The sequence below is a fragment of the Acinetobacter sp. IRS14 genome (genome assembly GCF_034650275.1).
GTDB classification, from domain to species: Bacteria; Pseudomonadota; Gammaproteobacteria; order Pseudomonadales; family Moraxellaceae; genus Acinetobacter; species Acinetobacter oleivorans.
Genome location: NZ_JAOVFN010000001.1, coordinates 200,974 through 216,210 on the forward strand (window position 1 = coordinate 200,974; position 15,237 = coordinate 216,210).

16 protein-coding genes are annotated in these 15,237 nt (G+C 36.7%); 10 read left to right on the top strand and 6 right to left on the bottom strand.

Annotation, left to right across the window (positions count from 1 at the left end):
• Positions 1–103 precede the first annotated feature (103 nt).
• From ODQ17_RS00975 to ODQ17_RS00990, 4 genes are read left to right on the top strand one after another with little or no spacing between them, the layout of a single operon-like run.
• Positions 104–1,123: an HlyD family efflux transporter periplasmic adaptor subunit gene (locus ODQ17_RS00975; RefSeq protein ID WP_322901129.1), complete on the top strand. Its 1,020-nt coding sequence runs from the start codon at positions 104–106 to the stop codon at positions 1,121–1,123.
• Positions 1,116–2,879: an ATP-binding cassette domain-containing protein gene (locus ODQ17_RS00980; protein WP_322901130.1), complete on the top strand. Its 1,764-nt coding sequence runs from the start codon at positions 1,116–1,118 to the stop codon at positions 2,877–2,879. The genes ODQ17_RS00975 and ODQ17_RS00980 overlap by 8 nt, the downstream gene beginning before the upstream one ends.
• A 10-nt stretch (positions 2,880–2,889) precedes the next feature.
• Positions 2,890–4,014, top strand: coding sequence for an ABC transporter permease (locus tag ODQ17_RS00985; protein ID WP_322901132.1), 1,125 nt, complete (start codon positions 2,890–2,892; stop codon positions 4,012–4,014).
• A gap of 4 nt (positions 4,015–4,018) precedes the next feature.
• The gene (locus ODQ17_RS00990; RefSeq protein ID WP_322901134.1) at positions 4,019–5,137 is read left to right on the top strand and encodes an ABC transporter permease; all 1,119 of its coding nucleotides are present in this window, start codon (positions 4,019–4,021) and stop codon (positions 5,135–5,137) included.
• A gap of 35 nt (positions 5,138–5,172) precedes the next feature.
• Here the strand turns inward: ODQ17_RS00990 and ODQ17_RS00995 are convergent, their stop codons facing one another.
• Positions 5,173–6,042, bottom strand: coding sequence for a DUF2797 domain-containing protein (locus ODQ17_RS00995; protein WP_322901136.1), 870 nt, complete (start codon positions 6,040–6,042; stop codon positions 5,173–5,175).
• 39 nt (positions 6,043–6,081) lie between these two features.
• On the opposite strand from ODQ17_RS00995, the gene ODQ17_RS01000 reads away from it, so the two are divergent.
• Both ODQ17_RS01000 and ODQ17_RS01005 read left to right on the top strand, forming a co-directional pair.
• Positions 6,082–6,543, top strand: a complete 462-nt coding sequence (locus ODQ17_RS01000; RefSeq protein WP_005304907.1) for a DUF6231 family protein — start codon at positions 6,082–6,084, stop codon at positions 6,541–6,543.
• A gap of 100 nt (positions 6,544–6,643) precedes the next feature.
• Positions 6,644–7,237, top strand: a complete 594-nt coding sequence (locus tag ODQ17_RS01005) for a YidB family protein (protein WP_151822528.1) — start codon at positions 6,644–6,646, stop codon at positions 7,235–7,237.
• Positions 7,238–7,345: 108 nt separating this feature from the next.
• Here ODQ17_RS01005 and ODQ17_RS01010 read toward each other — a convergent pair whose 3' ends face one another.
• The 3 genes from ODQ17_RS01010 to ODQ17_RS01020 form a co-directional block, all read right to left on the bottom strand.
• Positions 7,346–8,464 (bottom strand): porin, encoded by a 1,119-nt coding sequence (locus tag ODQ17_RS01010; protein ID WP_322901139.1) that lies wholly within the window; start codon positions 8,462–8,464, stop codon positions 7,346–7,348.
• A gap of 255 nt (positions 8,465–8,719) precedes the next feature.
• Positions 8,720–9,133, bottom strand: a complete 414-nt coding sequence (locus tag ODQ17_RS01015; protein WP_322901140.1) for an HIT family protein — start codon at positions 9,131–9,133, stop codon at positions 8,720–8,722.
• A gap of 17 nt (positions 9,134–9,150) precedes the next feature.
• On the bottom strand, positions 9,151–9,420 hold the full coding sequence (locus ODQ17_RS01020; RefSeq protein WP_004792570.1) for a YARHG domain-containing protein: 270 nt from the start codon (positions 9,418–9,420) through the stop codon (positions 9,151–9,153).
• A gap of 863 nt (positions 9,421–10,283) precedes the next feature.
• Between ODQ17_RS01020 and ODQ17_RS01025 the strand changes: the two genes are divergently transcribed.
• Positions 10,284–10,748: a hypothetical protein gene (locus ODQ17_RS01025; RefSeq protein WP_151988058.1), complete on the top strand. Its 465-nt coding sequence runs from the start codon at positions 10,284–10,286 to the stop codon at positions 10,746–10,748.
• Between the two features lie 153 nt (positions 10,749–10,901).
• On the opposite strand, the gene ODQ17_RS01030 is transcribed toward ODQ17_RS01025, so the two are convergent.
• Together ODQ17_RS01030 and ODQ17_RS01035 are read right to left on the bottom strand one after the other, a co-directional pair.
• Complete coding sequence (locus tag ODQ17_RS01030; protein ID WP_322901143.1) at positions 10,902–11,774, bottom strand: NAD(P)-dependent oxidoreductase; 873 nt, start codon at positions 11,772–11,774, stop codon at positions 10,902–10,904.
• 10 nt (positions 11,775–11,784) lie between these two features.
• The gene (locus ODQ17_RS01035; protein WP_322901145.1) at positions 11,785–12,870 is read right to left on the bottom strand and encodes an alpha/beta fold hydrolase; all 1,086 of its coding nucleotides are present in this window, start codon (positions 12,868–12,870) and stop codon (positions 11,785–11,787) included.
• 135 nt (positions 12,871–13,005) lie between these two features.
• Between ODQ17_RS01035 and ODQ17_RS01040 the strand changes: the two genes are divergently transcribed.
• The 3 genes from ODQ17_RS01040 to ODQ17_RS01050 all read left to right on the top strand — a co-directional run bounded on the left by ODQ17_RS01040 (position 13,006) and on the right by ODQ17_RS01050 (position 15,232).
• On the top strand, positions 13,006–14,193 hold the full coding sequence (locus tag ODQ17_RS01040; protein ID WP_216070181.1) for an O-succinylhomoserine sulfhydrylase: 1,188 nt from the start codon (positions 13,006–13,008) through the stop codon (positions 14,191–14,193).
• A gap of 194 nt (positions 14,194–14,387) precedes the next feature.
• The gene (locus tag ODQ17_RS01045; protein WP_005304936.1) at positions 14,388–14,621 is read left to right on the top strand and encodes a hypothetical protein; all 234 of its coding nucleotides are present in this window, start codon (positions 14,388–14,390) and stop codon (positions 14,619–14,621) included.
• A 281-nt stretch (positions 14,622–14,902) separates the two neighbouring features.
• Positions 14,903–15,232 carry a YbaB/EbfC family nucleoid-associated protein gene (locus ODQ17_RS01050; protein ID WP_005304937.1) on the top strand — a complete coding sequence of 110 codons (330 nt, stop codon included), beginning with the start codon at positions 14,903–14,905 and terminating at the stop codon, positions 15,230–15,232.
• Positions 15,233–15,237 lie beyond the last annotated feature (5 nt).

Here is a 15,237-nt window from a genome sequence, read left to right on the forward strand (position 1 = left end):
TCGTTCACCATAAAAGTATATCTTTTATTCAAAGATTGGAGTAATTTAAATTTAAATTGAATTTAAACTAATAAAATTTGAATTTAATAAGAAGGCCAATAAGATGAATAAAAAAGTGATTGCCGTTGTCTTGGTTGTTATAGCTGTGGTTATCATCGGCTTTTGGGCATGGAAATATAACAATAAAAATCAAAAAGATAATGTATTAACTTTATATGGAAATGTTGATATTCGCCAAGTTTCACTTGCATTTGAACAGTCTGGTCGTATAGAGAAACTGTTAGTACAAGAGGGTGATAAAGTTAAAGCTGGTCAAGTACTAGCGGCTCTTAATACCAATGCACTACACATTCAGGCAAAGCAAGCTCAAGCACAGCTTAAAGCTCAACAAGAGACAATTGTTAAACAAGATGTGGGAGCTCGCCCAGAAGAAATTAGTCAAGCAAAAGCACAACTTGCATCTGCCCAAGCCGAGCTTGATAAAACCAACAAAAACTTGCAACGCTTACAAATTTTGGTAAGTAGCACTGATGGTCGGGCCATTAGCCAACAAGAGCTAGACTATGCCAAAAGTAATAAAGATAGTGCTGAGGCAGCAGTCCGTGAAAGACAAGCTAATTTAGAATTGATCATTAAAGGTGCTAGACAAGAAGATCGTGAGGCGACCAAAGCACAGTATGAAGTAACCAAAGCTAATTTAGATCTAATTAACTATAACCTTACTCAAGCTGAACTAAAGTCTCCTGTAAATGCAGTGGTACGAGCTCGGTTACAAGAAGTTGGCGATATGACAACTGCGCAAAAGGCCGTTTATACATTGGTTTTGACCGATCCAAAATGGATTCGTGTGTATGTAAACGAACAAGATTTAAGCTCTATTAAAATGGGTGGGATGGCCCAAGTTATTCGTGATTCTTATCCCAACCAACCTATCAATGGAAAAATTGGTTATATATCTTCAGTGGCTGAGTTCACGCCCAAAACAGTACAGACCGAAGAGATTAGAACAACACTAGTTTATGAGGTTAGGGTCTATGTAAATGATCCGAATGATCAATTGAAAATGGGTCAACCTGTGACTGCAAAAGTGCCACTTGCTTCAGGTGAGAAAGCTCATGACTGATGAAAAAGCAGTGGTTCAAGTTAAAAATTTGTTCATGACTTTTAAGGCTGAGAATAATAAGGCAGAAGATATTAGTGCAATTGTTGATTTGAATATGCAAATTAACAAAGGAGAGCTTACAGCTCTAGTTGGTCCAGATGGTTCGGGAAAAACAACTTTATTAAGATTAATTGCAGGGCTATATAAAGCCACTTCGGGTTCATTAAATGTACTTGGAATTGATGTGAGTAAAAATCCGCAGGCTGTACAAGACCGTATTAGCTATATGCCACAACGCTTTGGACTCTATGAGGATTTAAGCGTACAAGAAAATTTAGATTTATATGCTGACTTACACGGCGTTTCAAAGGATGTACGGGGGCAAAGGTTTAAGCGGTTATTGGAAATAACGGATCTTACTCAGTTTACTCAACGCCTAGCTGGGCAACTTTCTGGTGGGATGAAACAAAAACTAGGGCTGGCATGTACTTTAGTTCGGTCCCCAGAATTGCTCTTACTTGATGAGCCTAGTGTTGGGGTGGATCCTCTATCGAGACGAGATTTATGGATCATTATTGAACAACTTGTTCAGGAAGAAAACTTAAGCGTAATTATAAGTACTGCTTATATGGATGAAGCAGAAAAATGTGCCCAAGTTTATATCATGCACGAAGGCAAAATTTTAAAACAAGGTTCACCTGAACAATTAAAAGAAATAGCACACGGACAAACATGGAGTATAAAACCTTCAGAACAAATTAAAGCTCGGACCTTACAAGCCCAGTTACTTGATAACGATGTAGAGATTATTGATGCTGTTCCAAAGGGTGAACAAGTGAACTTTATTAGTCGTCAAAAAGAGCTATCAGTCGATACTTTACCTGAAGGGCTAAAAGCAAATACAAGACCACCTGAACTTGAAGATGCATTTATGATGCTGTTGCAGCAGACTCAAAAGCAATCAAAACATATACCTATTTCTGAGCAAGCTTTTCAATTAGCACAAAACGATAATTTAAAATCAGAGCAACCTATCATTGTAGTTAAAGATTTAGTCCGAACTTTTGGAGATTTTACTGCTGTTGCCAATACATCATTTACTGTACAACGTGGCGAAATATTTGGATTACTTGGACCAAATGGTGCGGGTAAAACTACGACTTTTCGAATGTTGTGTGGATTGCTACCAGCAAGTAGCGGGTATTTAGAAGTTGCTGGCAAAAATTTACGGACAGCTCGTGCTGAGGCAAGAGCCAAAGTGGGGTATGTCTCTCAAAAATTTGCACTGTATAGCAATTTAACTGTCTTGGAAAACTTGAAGTTTTTTGGTGGAGCCTATGGGTTATCTGGCAAAAAACTAAATCAACAAATTGATAAAGCCTTACAGCAATACGATTTAAAACCTCATAGTAAAAGTGGTGATTTACCGGGTGGGTATAAACAACGGCTATCGATGGCTGCTGCACTATTACATGAACCAGAAATTTTATTTTTAGACGAACCCACTAGCGGAATAGACCCGCTTGCACGGCGATCATTTTGGTACAGCATTGATGAACTGGCAAATCAGGGCATTACCATCATTATTACGACGCATTTTATGGAGGAGGCAGAATATTGTGACCGCATTGCCATACAAGATGCTGGAAAGTTATTAGCCTTAGGGTCTCCCCAACAAGTCCGTAAATTGGCAAGTAAAGATAAACATATTGGTGACATGAATGAGGCTTTTATAGCAATTGTGGAACAAGCACGCGCGTTAAGGCACGCTGGTTAGGAGGTCTACAATGAGCTTTGGATTTTGGAATCGGCTGACAGCATTAGTTCGTAAAGAAACTAAGCAGCTCATTCGTGATAAAAGCAGCCTCGGGATTGGACTCGTTTTGCCTGTTATTTTAATTCTACTATTTGGTTATGGACTTTCCTTTGACTTAAATCAGGCCCGAGTCGGAGTTGTAGTTGATCAGTCTTCACCACAGATCAATCAGGCTTTAGCTGGTTTAAATGGCTCACGATATTTAGCCAGTCAAGAGTTTCATAATTTGCCTGAAGCAAAGCAGGCCATTCGAGATGGCGAAATTGATGCCATTTTGCATTTTCCTTCAGATTTTGCTAGTCAGGCACAACAAGGTAATGCCAAGGTTCAACTACTATTAAATGGGACATCTACTACAATAGCAACAGCTCTAGAGGGATATGTTACAGGTGCTTTAGCTACCGCGCCGTCTATACAGTTTGACCGTAGCCCAATATTAGCAACGTCAAGCGCCGTTAATATTGAACAAAGAATATGGTTTAACGAATCTGGTAACAGTACTTGGTTTTTAGTCCCTGGCTTAATGGTGCTCATTTTAACTTTAATTGGCGCATTTTTAACGGGGCTGCTTATTGCTCGTGAAAGGGAACGGGGAACTCTAGAAGCTTTATTTGTTACCCCTGTACGGCCTTTTGAAATTGTATTAGCAAAGCTCATTCCGTACGTTGTGGTCGGCATGATTGATATTGTGATCTGTATTGTTGCTGCTTATTTTATTTTTGAAGTGCCTATGCGCGGTTCATTATTCTCAATTTTGTCGGCTTCATTTTTATATTTAATAGTCTCGTTATTACTTGGTCTAACTATATCAGGCTTTGCTCAAAGTCAGTTTCAAGCAAGTCAAATTGCTTTGTTGGCAAGTTTTATGCCCGCACTTATGCTGTCAGGATTTGTTTTTGATACCCGTAACTTACCTTTAGTGGTGCAAATTATTAGTCAGTTACAACCGGCTACACATTTTATGATTTTAATTAAGACCTTATTTATGGGAGGTGATGATTGGAAGTTATGGTTTAAAGAATGCGGTTTTCTTTTGGGATATATCGTTGTTTTGATATGTGCTGTGAACTTTTCACTGAAAAAACGGTTGAGATAAAGTTATGTGGCAGCAACTAATCGCTTGGCTAAAACACTTAAGTTTTTTGGTCAAAAAAGAATTTTTAACCATTTTTAGTGACCCTGCAAATAGAGTCATTCTATTTGTACCAGCCCTCATGCAAGCGCTTTTGTTTGGTTATGCTGCAACTTATGATGTTAACCGTGTGGATTATGCAATTTTAGATCAGAGCAATGGGCAGGTCTCACATGAACTCATCTCAAAACTAGATGGCTCTGGTATTTTTAAGCGTGTTGCAACCCTTGAATATACTGGTCAAATCAAGCAAGTTATTGATAATCGTCAGGCACTGGTTGTAATTACGATACCGTCTGACTTTGAGAGTAAATTAAATAATAACCAAAGTTCATCTATACAAGTGATTGTTGATGGCAGGAACTCATCAACTGCTGTAGTGGCAGGTTCATATCTGAATAAAATTGTTGGTCAGTTTAATCAGCAAAAATTTAACTCAGCTTTACCCATTAGCCTTGAAACAAGAACATGGTACAACCCAAATCAAGAGTCTCGATGGAGCCTCATGCCATCATTAATTGCGGCCTTAAGTATGATGCAAACATTACTTTTATCCGCTTTATCAGTTTCGCGTGAACGTGAGCAAGGTACATTTGATCAGTTATTAGTCACACCGTATACACCATTACAAATTATGATTGGTAAGGCCTTGCCGCCAATTTTTGTAGGCTTGATGCAATCAACCATTATTTTATTGATTATTTTATTCTGGTTTAAAATTCCTATGAATGGCTCTATTGGGCTGCTTTATTTTGGTTTATTGAGTTTTAACGTAGCTGTAGTTGGTGTGGGCTTATCTATTTCAGCATTATCTTTAAATATGCAACAAGCCATGCTTTTTACTTTTTTATTGATTATGCCTTTGATGTTGCTTTCCGGCTTACTTACACCAGTAGAAAACATGCCTAAAGCACTTGAAATAGCAACTTACGCAAATCCATTGAGGTTCGGAATTAACTTGGTACAACGAGTTTATTTGGAAGGTGCAAGCTTTACACAAGTTAAATTCAACTTTATTCCAATGATCATACTTGGACTAGTTACTTTACCTTTGGCAGCTTGGCTATTTAGAAACAGATTATCTTAATTAAAAAGCCCCATTTTAGGGGCTTTAAAACTTACTTAAGCACGTACGATCAGCTCGTAACCCGTATATTTACGGACATTGATGACACCAATATCAAAAATTAAATATTGACCTTTAATACCTTGTAATACACCACGAATTTTTGGTGTTTTATCTAGATTTAGAGACTTAATTTTTTCAGGATATTGTTCAACCGGGTACACAAACTCACGTGGTAACTCATTTTCTAGTAGTTCAACCGTTTCGTTAAATTCAAGATTTTGACTAAATTCTTCACGAATAGATTGAATTTTTGGTGCAAACTCTTCGATTAACTGATCACGTTGTTCTGTCAGTTTCAGAGGTTCAGCTTCACCCTTAAGAAGTTTACGCCAATCAGTTTTGTCAGCAACCAAAGAACCAAACATAGTTTCAAGTTGACCAGATAAACGGCGGGATCCAACTTTTAAAATAGGTAAGGCTTGAGTTGCACCTTGATCTAACCAACGGCTTGGCATATGGCTAACACGAGTAATACCCACTTTTAAAGCACTCGAATTTGCCAAATACACAATATGAGGTTGGAAACAAACATTGTGGGCAAAGTCATCTTCACGACATGTACCTAAATGATAGTGACATGTTTCAGGTTTCATAATGCATAGGTCACATTCTGCTTTAGTTTTAAAGCATTTAAAGCAGTGGCCTTGAGAATAAGATTTTGGTGTTTTAGTGCCACAAGAAGTGCAATAAATATTACCTGTCCATTCGATTTCTAGTTCTTGTCCTAAATTAAAAGGAAGATCAATTTCTGAACGGTCTAATACAAATTTGTATTCAACATTTGCCTTGGTTGTCTGTTGATCAGTTACACTAGCATCTTTTAGGCCTGCATGCATTTTATGGCAAATGCCTTGTAGTTCCATAAAGTTTAAACTCACATCTTTCAATTAAGGGTTGCAGTTATGGCTGAACAAAATGTCATCACTTCTATGCTAGACGATTTATCAAACGAACAGCCCATTCATACTGCACTTTGTATTGGCCAGAAAATTGACCAGAATAACGCAATTCAATGGCACTATTTTACCGTAACTGAGCTTTTAAGTCTGCCTTTTACTCAGCGTTATGATTTGGGTTTTGTATTGTTTGATACAGATGAAATGCAGAACATAACTGAACTACAAAAGTCACAATTGTTAGTGAAGCTAAGAGATTTATTAGCAAAGCGAATTGTTGTAGTAAGCAAACGCAGTGATGAACAGTTATTACGTTCTTTAGGTTTCACGCAACTCATTGATAAAACTTCACATGATAGTGATTTTGCTTTATGGCAATTTAACATCTTGACCTATAAGCATGTTCCAGATTGGTTTAATTCAAAGTTCTGGGCAAACCCAGAGAACTGGAATAAATTCCGCTGGTAAAAAGAGCACTAAATCTCTTTCAAAATTTAACAATTTGGCTTTTGCTGTCTTAACAAGAATCCGCGTATGCTCGTGTATAAACCATACATAAGAGTTACACATGACAAATTTAAGCAACATTGTAGAAGTTTTGGCTCAGCAGGCTTTAGGTGGGAACCAGCAAGCATCAGGTCAAGGTGGTTTAGGTGGAATTTTAGGTTCAGTACTCGGGCAAATGGGGGGCAATACTTCTTCTGGCGCACAAGGTGGTCTTGGAGGCGTACTAGGTTCTGTATTAGGTCAAGTGACTGGAAATAATAATAACGCACCTCAAGCAGGTGGGGGCGTACAAAGTTTATTAATTGCAGTTGTACCTTTAATCTTAGGTTGGGTTCAACAACAAGGTGGTTTGCAAGCTGCTTTAGAAAAGTTAAAAGGTGCGGGTTTAGGTAACCAAGTTCAAAGCTGGGTTGATCCAAATCAAAGTAATAGTGAAGTTCCTACTCAACAATTGCAGAGTTTATTTAATCCAGCTGACATTGAGCAAGTTGCTGCACAAGCTCAAGCTCCAAAAGAGCAAGTTTACGGTGCAATTGCGTCAGTCTTACCTCAAGTCATTGACTCATTAACACCTCAGGGTGAAAGTACCGATCATCAAGAAGCAAACCAAGACATTCAAAACGTTATGAATCTTGTAAGTGGTTTCTTAAAATAAGCTACCAAGTAAAAAAAGCAGATATAAAAATATCGGCTTTTTTAATCTGAATAATAAAATAAAAGGGCATTAGCCCTTTTATTTTAGATATGAATCAAAGATAACTAATTAGAAGTTATATTCGATACCTGTACCTACAACAGTTTGCTTGTCATCATCACTTAACCAGTCGCGTTTTTGTTGAGCAACGATACCGTAGAAGCGAGCTTGTTTGTTGATTTGGTAATCAAGACCTAAACCGTACAAGTCGATTTTACGATCCTGTTTCCCACTTACTTGGGTTTCCGCAGAAGAGTATTCTGCTTTCACTTTAAGTTTAGTGTTAGGAATTTTATAAGCAGCTGTTACAGCATATGCTTCTTCTTGTAAACCTTTGTAGTTTGTATAGGTATCAGTAGTTTTATCTACACCATCTACACGAGAGGTTTTTGATGTTTTATAAGCTGTTAACTCATCAGTAGGTTCAGCATGTTGCCATAAAGCACCTACAACAAAGCCTGATTTTGCAATATCATAAGAACCAGTTACACGGTAAGCATCTGTATAAACATCTTTCAGACTATAAGCTGCATATTTACCTTTAATACCAAAGTCACCAGCAGCAGCAATTGCTAAACCAAGGTCTTTATTTTCATAACCAAGCGAAGTAGACACAGAGTCAAAGCTATCATTCTTGCTATCTTTACCAGTTTCACCTTGTTTATTATCAGAAGTGTTTTCGCCAGTTTGAGCCATGATGTTGAAAGTTAAACCAGCTAATAATTTAGGGTCTAGTTCAAAACCAACTACGTTATCTAAGCGGTTTTCACCATACATGATATTAGTAATATCTAAACGTGTATCGTCATTAAAGATGTCTTGGTTACCACCAGCAGCAGTTTTAAAATAAGAGTCGTATTTACCTACTTTTAAAGTACCAACACCTTCAGTTTTTAAACCAATGAAACGGTTACGAGCGCTAAGGTCAGTATCAGAACCTGAACCATCAGTAGAAATTGCCCATTCAGCTAAATAAACAGCAGATAACTTGTCAGTTAATTTCTCTTCGCCTTTTACCCCAATGCGAGAAGAGTTTGAGTTAATTTCAGTAACGTCACTTTTACCATCGAAATTTTTATTATCAACTTGGTTAATAGAAACATTTAGTTTGCCATACAAAGTTGGCGCTGCTTGCACCGCGTTTATGCTCAAAGTTGCAACTGCGGCAGCGAGTAGCAATTTCTTCATTGAGATTTCTCCAAAAGGTATTTAAAAATGGCGTATGCCTAGTTAACTATTTATTTTGTAGTTGACTTATGTACAAAAAGTTACAAAAGCTCACCAACTTGCTAAGCAGTATCGGCAAAGTTTGTGACAGGGGCGTGAAAAATAAATGACAGTTTTATGACGATTAAAATTTAGAAATAAATTAATTATTTTAATTTTTTATAGTTTTTAGACGAAAAAAAGCGGAGTCAAAACTCCGCTTTAATATATTAAAAATCAAAGAGCTGCTTTAATTTTCTCAGCTAAAGCTTTAATTTTTTCTTGATCTCCTAACTCTACAGCATGTTTTCCAAGTTGATGTACATTTGTAGGAATAAGGTGAAAATGAACATGTGGAACAGTTTGTCCTGCCGCTGCTCCAGAAAGTTGCATCAAGACGATACCTTCTAAATTGAGGGCTTTTTCCATTGCTTTCGCAATTTTCTGAACAATTTGGATGGTATATGCGGCTGCTTCTGGGGGGAGATCAAGGAGCGTTACAGCAGGTGTTTTTGGAATAACTAATGTATGACCATCGGCTTGAGGCATAATATCCATAAAAGCTAGAACTTGATCATCTTCATAGATTTTTATCGCTGGAAGTTCATTGCGTAAAATTTTGGCGAAGATATTTTGATCATCGTATGCCATGTATTATTCCTTTAAAATTATTTACATTTCAATTCTTTCTGACGCTCTTTAATAGCATCAAGACGTTGTTGCTCTTTGTCAGAAAACTTTGGTTTTGTCGTATGACAGTTTTCATTACCATATTTTTCTTTAGCATCAGGATCTTTAAAACAAAAGCCTTTTGATGCATAAATCAAATTATAGTCATCTTGCAATTTCTGACATTCTTGCTCAGGCGTTGCAGCTTGAACGCTTAAACCAGCAATGCTCACCATGCCAGTAAAGACTGCAACCATAAATTTATTCATGAGCGTTTCCTCAGTTAAAGGTATGAACCTGTACTCAATATAAGGTTTATTACCAATATTTCAATGATTATTAATTACTCAAATGTCATTTTGGGTGATAATTTGTTCATAAAACAAATAAAAACTTTAGATATCAATAATTTATAAAAATCAAATAAAAACATAAACTTAAGAGGAATTATATATTTTTTTTTAGAATTTGATTCTTTTTAATTCACTTTTAACTTTTATTGGCGATATAAAAATAAGCCTATGACTGAGGTGATCAGATATAAAAAATTTTAGCAAAAGATGAGATCTTATAGCCTTTTCATTTGCTAAATAGACAAATGAAGTTTGAAATTAGGTCAATGAAAAACGGGAAGAGCAGTGACATTATCAAAAACATAAAACGTGATAATTATCACAGTTTGTGTTTTTAGGATTAAGTGGAATTCACTGGGCCCATTTTAATTTAGACGGAAATGGGCTTTTTCTTTTAAGCTGTAAAATATAAATAAGCCAAAAGTAATCTTATTTTACACTTCAAATGAAAGATGTATTGATTTTGCATGTTTTAACTTCTATTATATAGTCCTTAAATTGCTGCGTTTGATAGTTTTTTGTTTTTGTAGCCCATTTCTAAAATTGAGATGGGTTTTTTTTATTTAAGTTATTTCGAAATATATTAATTTAACCCCACTCTTGTGAGTGGTAATTAGCTATATGTTTAATTAGTGTGATGCATTAGGCATACAACTTTCACTTTTACTGTTGTGGTTACTTTTTAATCTAACTAACTTACATATAGCAATGTTATATTCATCATACTTCCTTAAAGGATCTGATTATTCATCGGAGACAAGATTAAAAGGAAATAGAGAATGCCACAATTTTTACTCATTGCTGAAAGCATTTATGAGAAATCTGAAGAAGAAAAGCTTTTCTCAGAGGATATTATTGAGCACTTGAATCGCTTAGTTAGTATGATTCGACAAGAGATAAAAGATACTTCATATAAATTAAAATATAACTTTATTGATTTTGAAGAATGTTTAAATAAGCCAGCAAATGAATGTTCAGCTAAACTCGATATCAGTTTAATGCCAACATATAAAAATAAAGGTGAATATATTATGTGGTTGGCTAGTTTTATTGAAAAGATTACTTTGGGAGGAAGAGAAAAGTTCCCACCACTTGCTAATACTTTGCTTCCTAGCTGTATGCTTGCCAATCCTTATTCAGCAAAAATGGAACAGGCTAAGGTTGTATCCGAAAAAAGTGCACAAATGATTGTAAATTATTTTAGATCCTCCGATTATAAAAAGGTTAATAAAGTACCTACGTAGTATAAAAATAATAATCTTTCAGATACTTAATGTTTTTATATAGAAAAATTTTCGTAATGAATGACATGAGTTTGCCATGTTTAAGGTTTCATAATATTCCTTAGGGAGCCTATTAAAATTAAGTTTAATAGGCAGTCATCTAAAAGATTAAATTTACTCTAATGTAATCTTTGTCCACGCTTCATACATTTTAACTGCCGCAGAGAAGTCACTGTTGTCTTCAGCAGTTAAATGAGCAGCTTGGATTAAACTTTGTGTTAATGACAAAAGCGGGGCAGGAAGCTTTGCTTGCTTGACTAAATCTAAAGCAATTCCTGTGTCTTTGGCAAGAAGAGGTAAGCCAAAGGTTACTGGAAATTCACGACTCAATACACGCTGTGGGAAGATAGTTTCTGTTACCAGACTTTTACCACTTGAAGCGTTAATACACTCTAAAGCTTCGTTCAAACTTACCCCATGCGCTTTTAAAGCACTGAAACCTTCTGCAACAGACCAAAGGTTGACCGCAAGTAGCATATTATTAACTGCTTTTACTGCAAATCCAGCGCCAGACTCACCAACATGTTTAATTAATTTTCCTACCGCTTGTAGAGCTGGTAATGCGCGTTCGAAAGCTGCTACATCACCACCCACCATTACAGTCAAAGTTGCGTTTTCAGCTCCTATGGTTTGACCGCTTACTGGAGCATCCAGAAAATCAACATTTAATTGCTTTAATGAGCTGGCTAAGGCGAGGGCAGAGTCAGGAACCCCGCTGGTACAGTCTATCCAGACTGCTCCAGATTTAATTTCTACACTACTAATAAGCTCTTCTACATCAGTGCTTGTCGGTAAGCATGAAAAGATAATATCTGCTTGTACGGCTTGCTCTAATGAGACAGCCTGAGTGCCATAGTCTGCTGCATGTTGTTTGGCTTTTTCAAAATTTCGATTCCATACATAGACAGTATCGAAGCGTTTTGGTAAATGCGCCGCCATACGGTAGCCCATTGCACCCAAACCAATAAATGCAACAGATTGACTCATGACCTTATCCTTAAATTTGTGTTGAACGTTCAGCGAGCCATGTAGCCAGCTTCGGCCAAAACTCCAGAGCACTTGCTTGACTCGACATTAGGCCTAAATGACCACCGGGGATGAGAGTAAACGTGACATCCTGGCTGCTTGTCAATTGACTTAATGGCGAAGCAGCGTCAGCAGTGACCAACTGATCACTACTCCCCGCGCCAACTAAGAGGGAACAGTCTATATTTTTTAATTCGATTTTCTTATCTTTTAACTGAATAAAGCCACGTTTTAACGGATTTTGTAGCCAGACATTAAACAACATGTCCTGATTAATGCCACCCGGATAGTCAATCATATTATTTAAAAAGTTACTTAGGGTGGCATGCTCTTGTACAAATTGCAGGTCATCAAGATTTTTTAGCAATTGTACATGTCCATCTAACCAACCTTTAGGATCAAGAATTTTGAAACCTAATGAATTTAGAATTCCAGGACTGTGGATCAGACGTTCTGGCAATCCAGAATAAATACGTTCCTGAATTTTCTTATTGCGACTAATTAAATGGTTCATTGTTCGATAGAGCTTGCCAATATGGCCAGATGCATAACTATCTATTGGACTACCAAGAACAATTAAATTTTTAATGTAGTTGGGTTGGTTCAGAGCAGCATATAAAGTAACGAATATGCCTGCCATACTCCAGCCATGGAGCGAGATTTGCTCACTTCCTGAATGTGTACGAACGAGTTCTATTGCTTTTGGAATGAAATCTTCAATAAATGATAAAAAGTTAAGATGTCTATCTTTAAACTTTAAGCGTCCCCAATCGACTAAATAAACATCAAAACCTGCATTTTGAAAGTATTTAATAAGAGAGCGATAAGGATATAAATCATAAATCGCCATATTAATTGCGAGTGGTGCAACAAACACTAATGGTTCTTTAAATTTTTTTTGTGTTGCTGAGTAATAACGAATACGGGTTTGATTGAATTCGCCAATCACCTCAAAGGGGGTGCTTTGAGATAGTACTAATGTTTTTGAATGAAATAGTCGGGCAGAAAGGTGCTTGATTTGGCTTTGTTCTGAGACAAGGGACTTTAAGCGTTTCATCTTGCTTTACCAACTATTTACTAAAATTAAATAAAGTCTAAGCGATAATTTTAAGGTTTACCTTGACCTTAAATACCTTAGACACTCAAAATGATGATAGTTTTTTAGTACATGACCAGTAAAGGCGAACATTTAATGAACCAGTCTGATGATTTAGAATACCAACTTGATACTTTAGCCATTCGTACCGGACATACTCGTAGTTTTGAAGGTGAGCATGGCGAACCGATTTTTTTGACATCATCTTTTGTATATGAAAATGCAGAAGAAGCTGCAGCAAAATTTTCTGGTCAAGTTCAAGGAAATATCTATTCTCGTTTTACCAATCCGACTGTATCGATGTTTGAAAAACGTTTAGCAGCTTTAGATGGTGCTGAACGTGCTGTTGCGACAAGCTCTGGAATGGGCGCGATTTTGTCAGTTACTATGGCATATCTCAAAGCGGGTGATCATGTTATTTGCTCAAGAGCAGTATTTGGTTCAGTTGTTGCCTTGTTTGAAAAATATATTGCCAAGTTTGGTGTAGATATTACATTTGTCGATTTATGTGATTTGGACGATTGGAAAAACGCAGTACGTCCAGAAACTAAACTTTTATTTGTTGAGTCGCCGTCTAATCCTCTAGCCGAGATTGCAGATATTCAAGCGCTTGCAGATATTGCTCATGCGAATGGTGCATTACTTGCGGTTGATAACAGCTTCTGTACGCCTGTTTTACAGCAACCATTAAAGTTTGGGGCAGACCTTGTCATTTACTCTGCGACTAAATATTTAGATGGACAAGGGCGCGCACTAGGCGGTGCTGTTGTCGGTAATCATCAGTTATTAGAAGAAGTTTTTGGTGTTGTCCGTACGCTTGGACCATCAATGAGTCCATTTAATGCATGGGTTTTCTTAAAAGGTTTAGAAACTTTACGTTTGCGTATGAAGGCACATTGTGAGAGTGCCCAAATTCTTGCAGAATGGTTATCTACTCATGAAAAAGTAGAAAAAGTTTACTATGCTGGTTTACCAACTCAAGAAGGTCATGAACTTGCCGCTAAACAGCAAACTGGTTTTGGTGGGATTGTTTCTTTCGTTGTTAAAGGCGAACGTGAAGGTGCTTGGAAGGTTATTGATAATACTAAGTTTATTTCGATTACTGGTAACCTAGGTGATGTGAAGTCAACAATTACCCATCCTGCAACGACTACACATGGCAAACTTTCTGTTGATGCAAAAGCTGCGGCTGGTATTCAAGAGGGGTTAATCCGTGTATCTGTAGGCTTAGAAGATATTAATGACATTATTCGTGATATCTCACGTGGTCTTGATCTGATCTAATTATCCTTATTGAAATAATTCTTTTGGGTTATTTTTTCATGAAACCATCTCTTTAATCGAGATGGTTTTTTTATATTTAAATGTTACTCAAATTTCAGAATTACAATAAAAAACCTACATTTTTGTTCAAATGAGAGCTAAGAGTACAAGGTATAAAGACTGTAAATTTAATTAAAAGAAATGTGAGTTTTAAAATGCTTAAGCCTATTGCTATTGTCGTTGTAGTGGGGGTAATCGGGGTAGTTGGATACAAATTGCTGACTAAACCGAGTCAGAACCCAGTGAATGAGACAACTTTATTAATCAACAATGCAGAGAAGTCTGTTCAAGAAGCAGATAAATCTATTCAAGAAGCAAATACCTCCTTTAAGAAAGTTCCCTTAAGTGAATATAAAACAATTGATAAAGGTCTACAGGCATCTCAATAGTGCTATGAGTTTTTATTAGACTTTAACGTATTCCATCTAAGTATTTAGGAAGTGTACCTAAATATGAGCATGTTACTCATGTCGCTACGTAAAATAGAGCTAGAGATACTGATAGAAAACATTAGCCTATTGTGTCAGAATTACGGATTAATTTGAGTTCAATGCACTAATCTGTATGTGTTTTAATCGCATAGGTTGGTTCAATGAGATTAAGTTTTTATAAAGTATTACCAGATAACGCATAATGCTTTAAAGATTTGATAGAGATACGGAGTAAAGTTATGAATATCAATATGCTCATGCAGCAAGCGCAGCGCATGCAAAAAGATATGGAAACAAATATAAAAAAGGCGAAAGAAGAGCTTGCTCAAACTGAAGTTCATGCAGAAGCTGGTGGCGGTTTGGTTAAAGTAACCATGACTGGGCGCTATCTTGTAAAACGTATCGAAATTAACCCTGAATTACTTCAAGATGAACCAGATATGATTGAAGATTTGATTGCTGCAGCGGTAAATGATGCTGTACGTCAAGCAGAAGTTATTTCTGAAGAAAAAATGCAAAAAGCGAATTCTGGTATGGGCTTGCCACCTGGCTTAGCGGGCATGTTCTAAGGAAA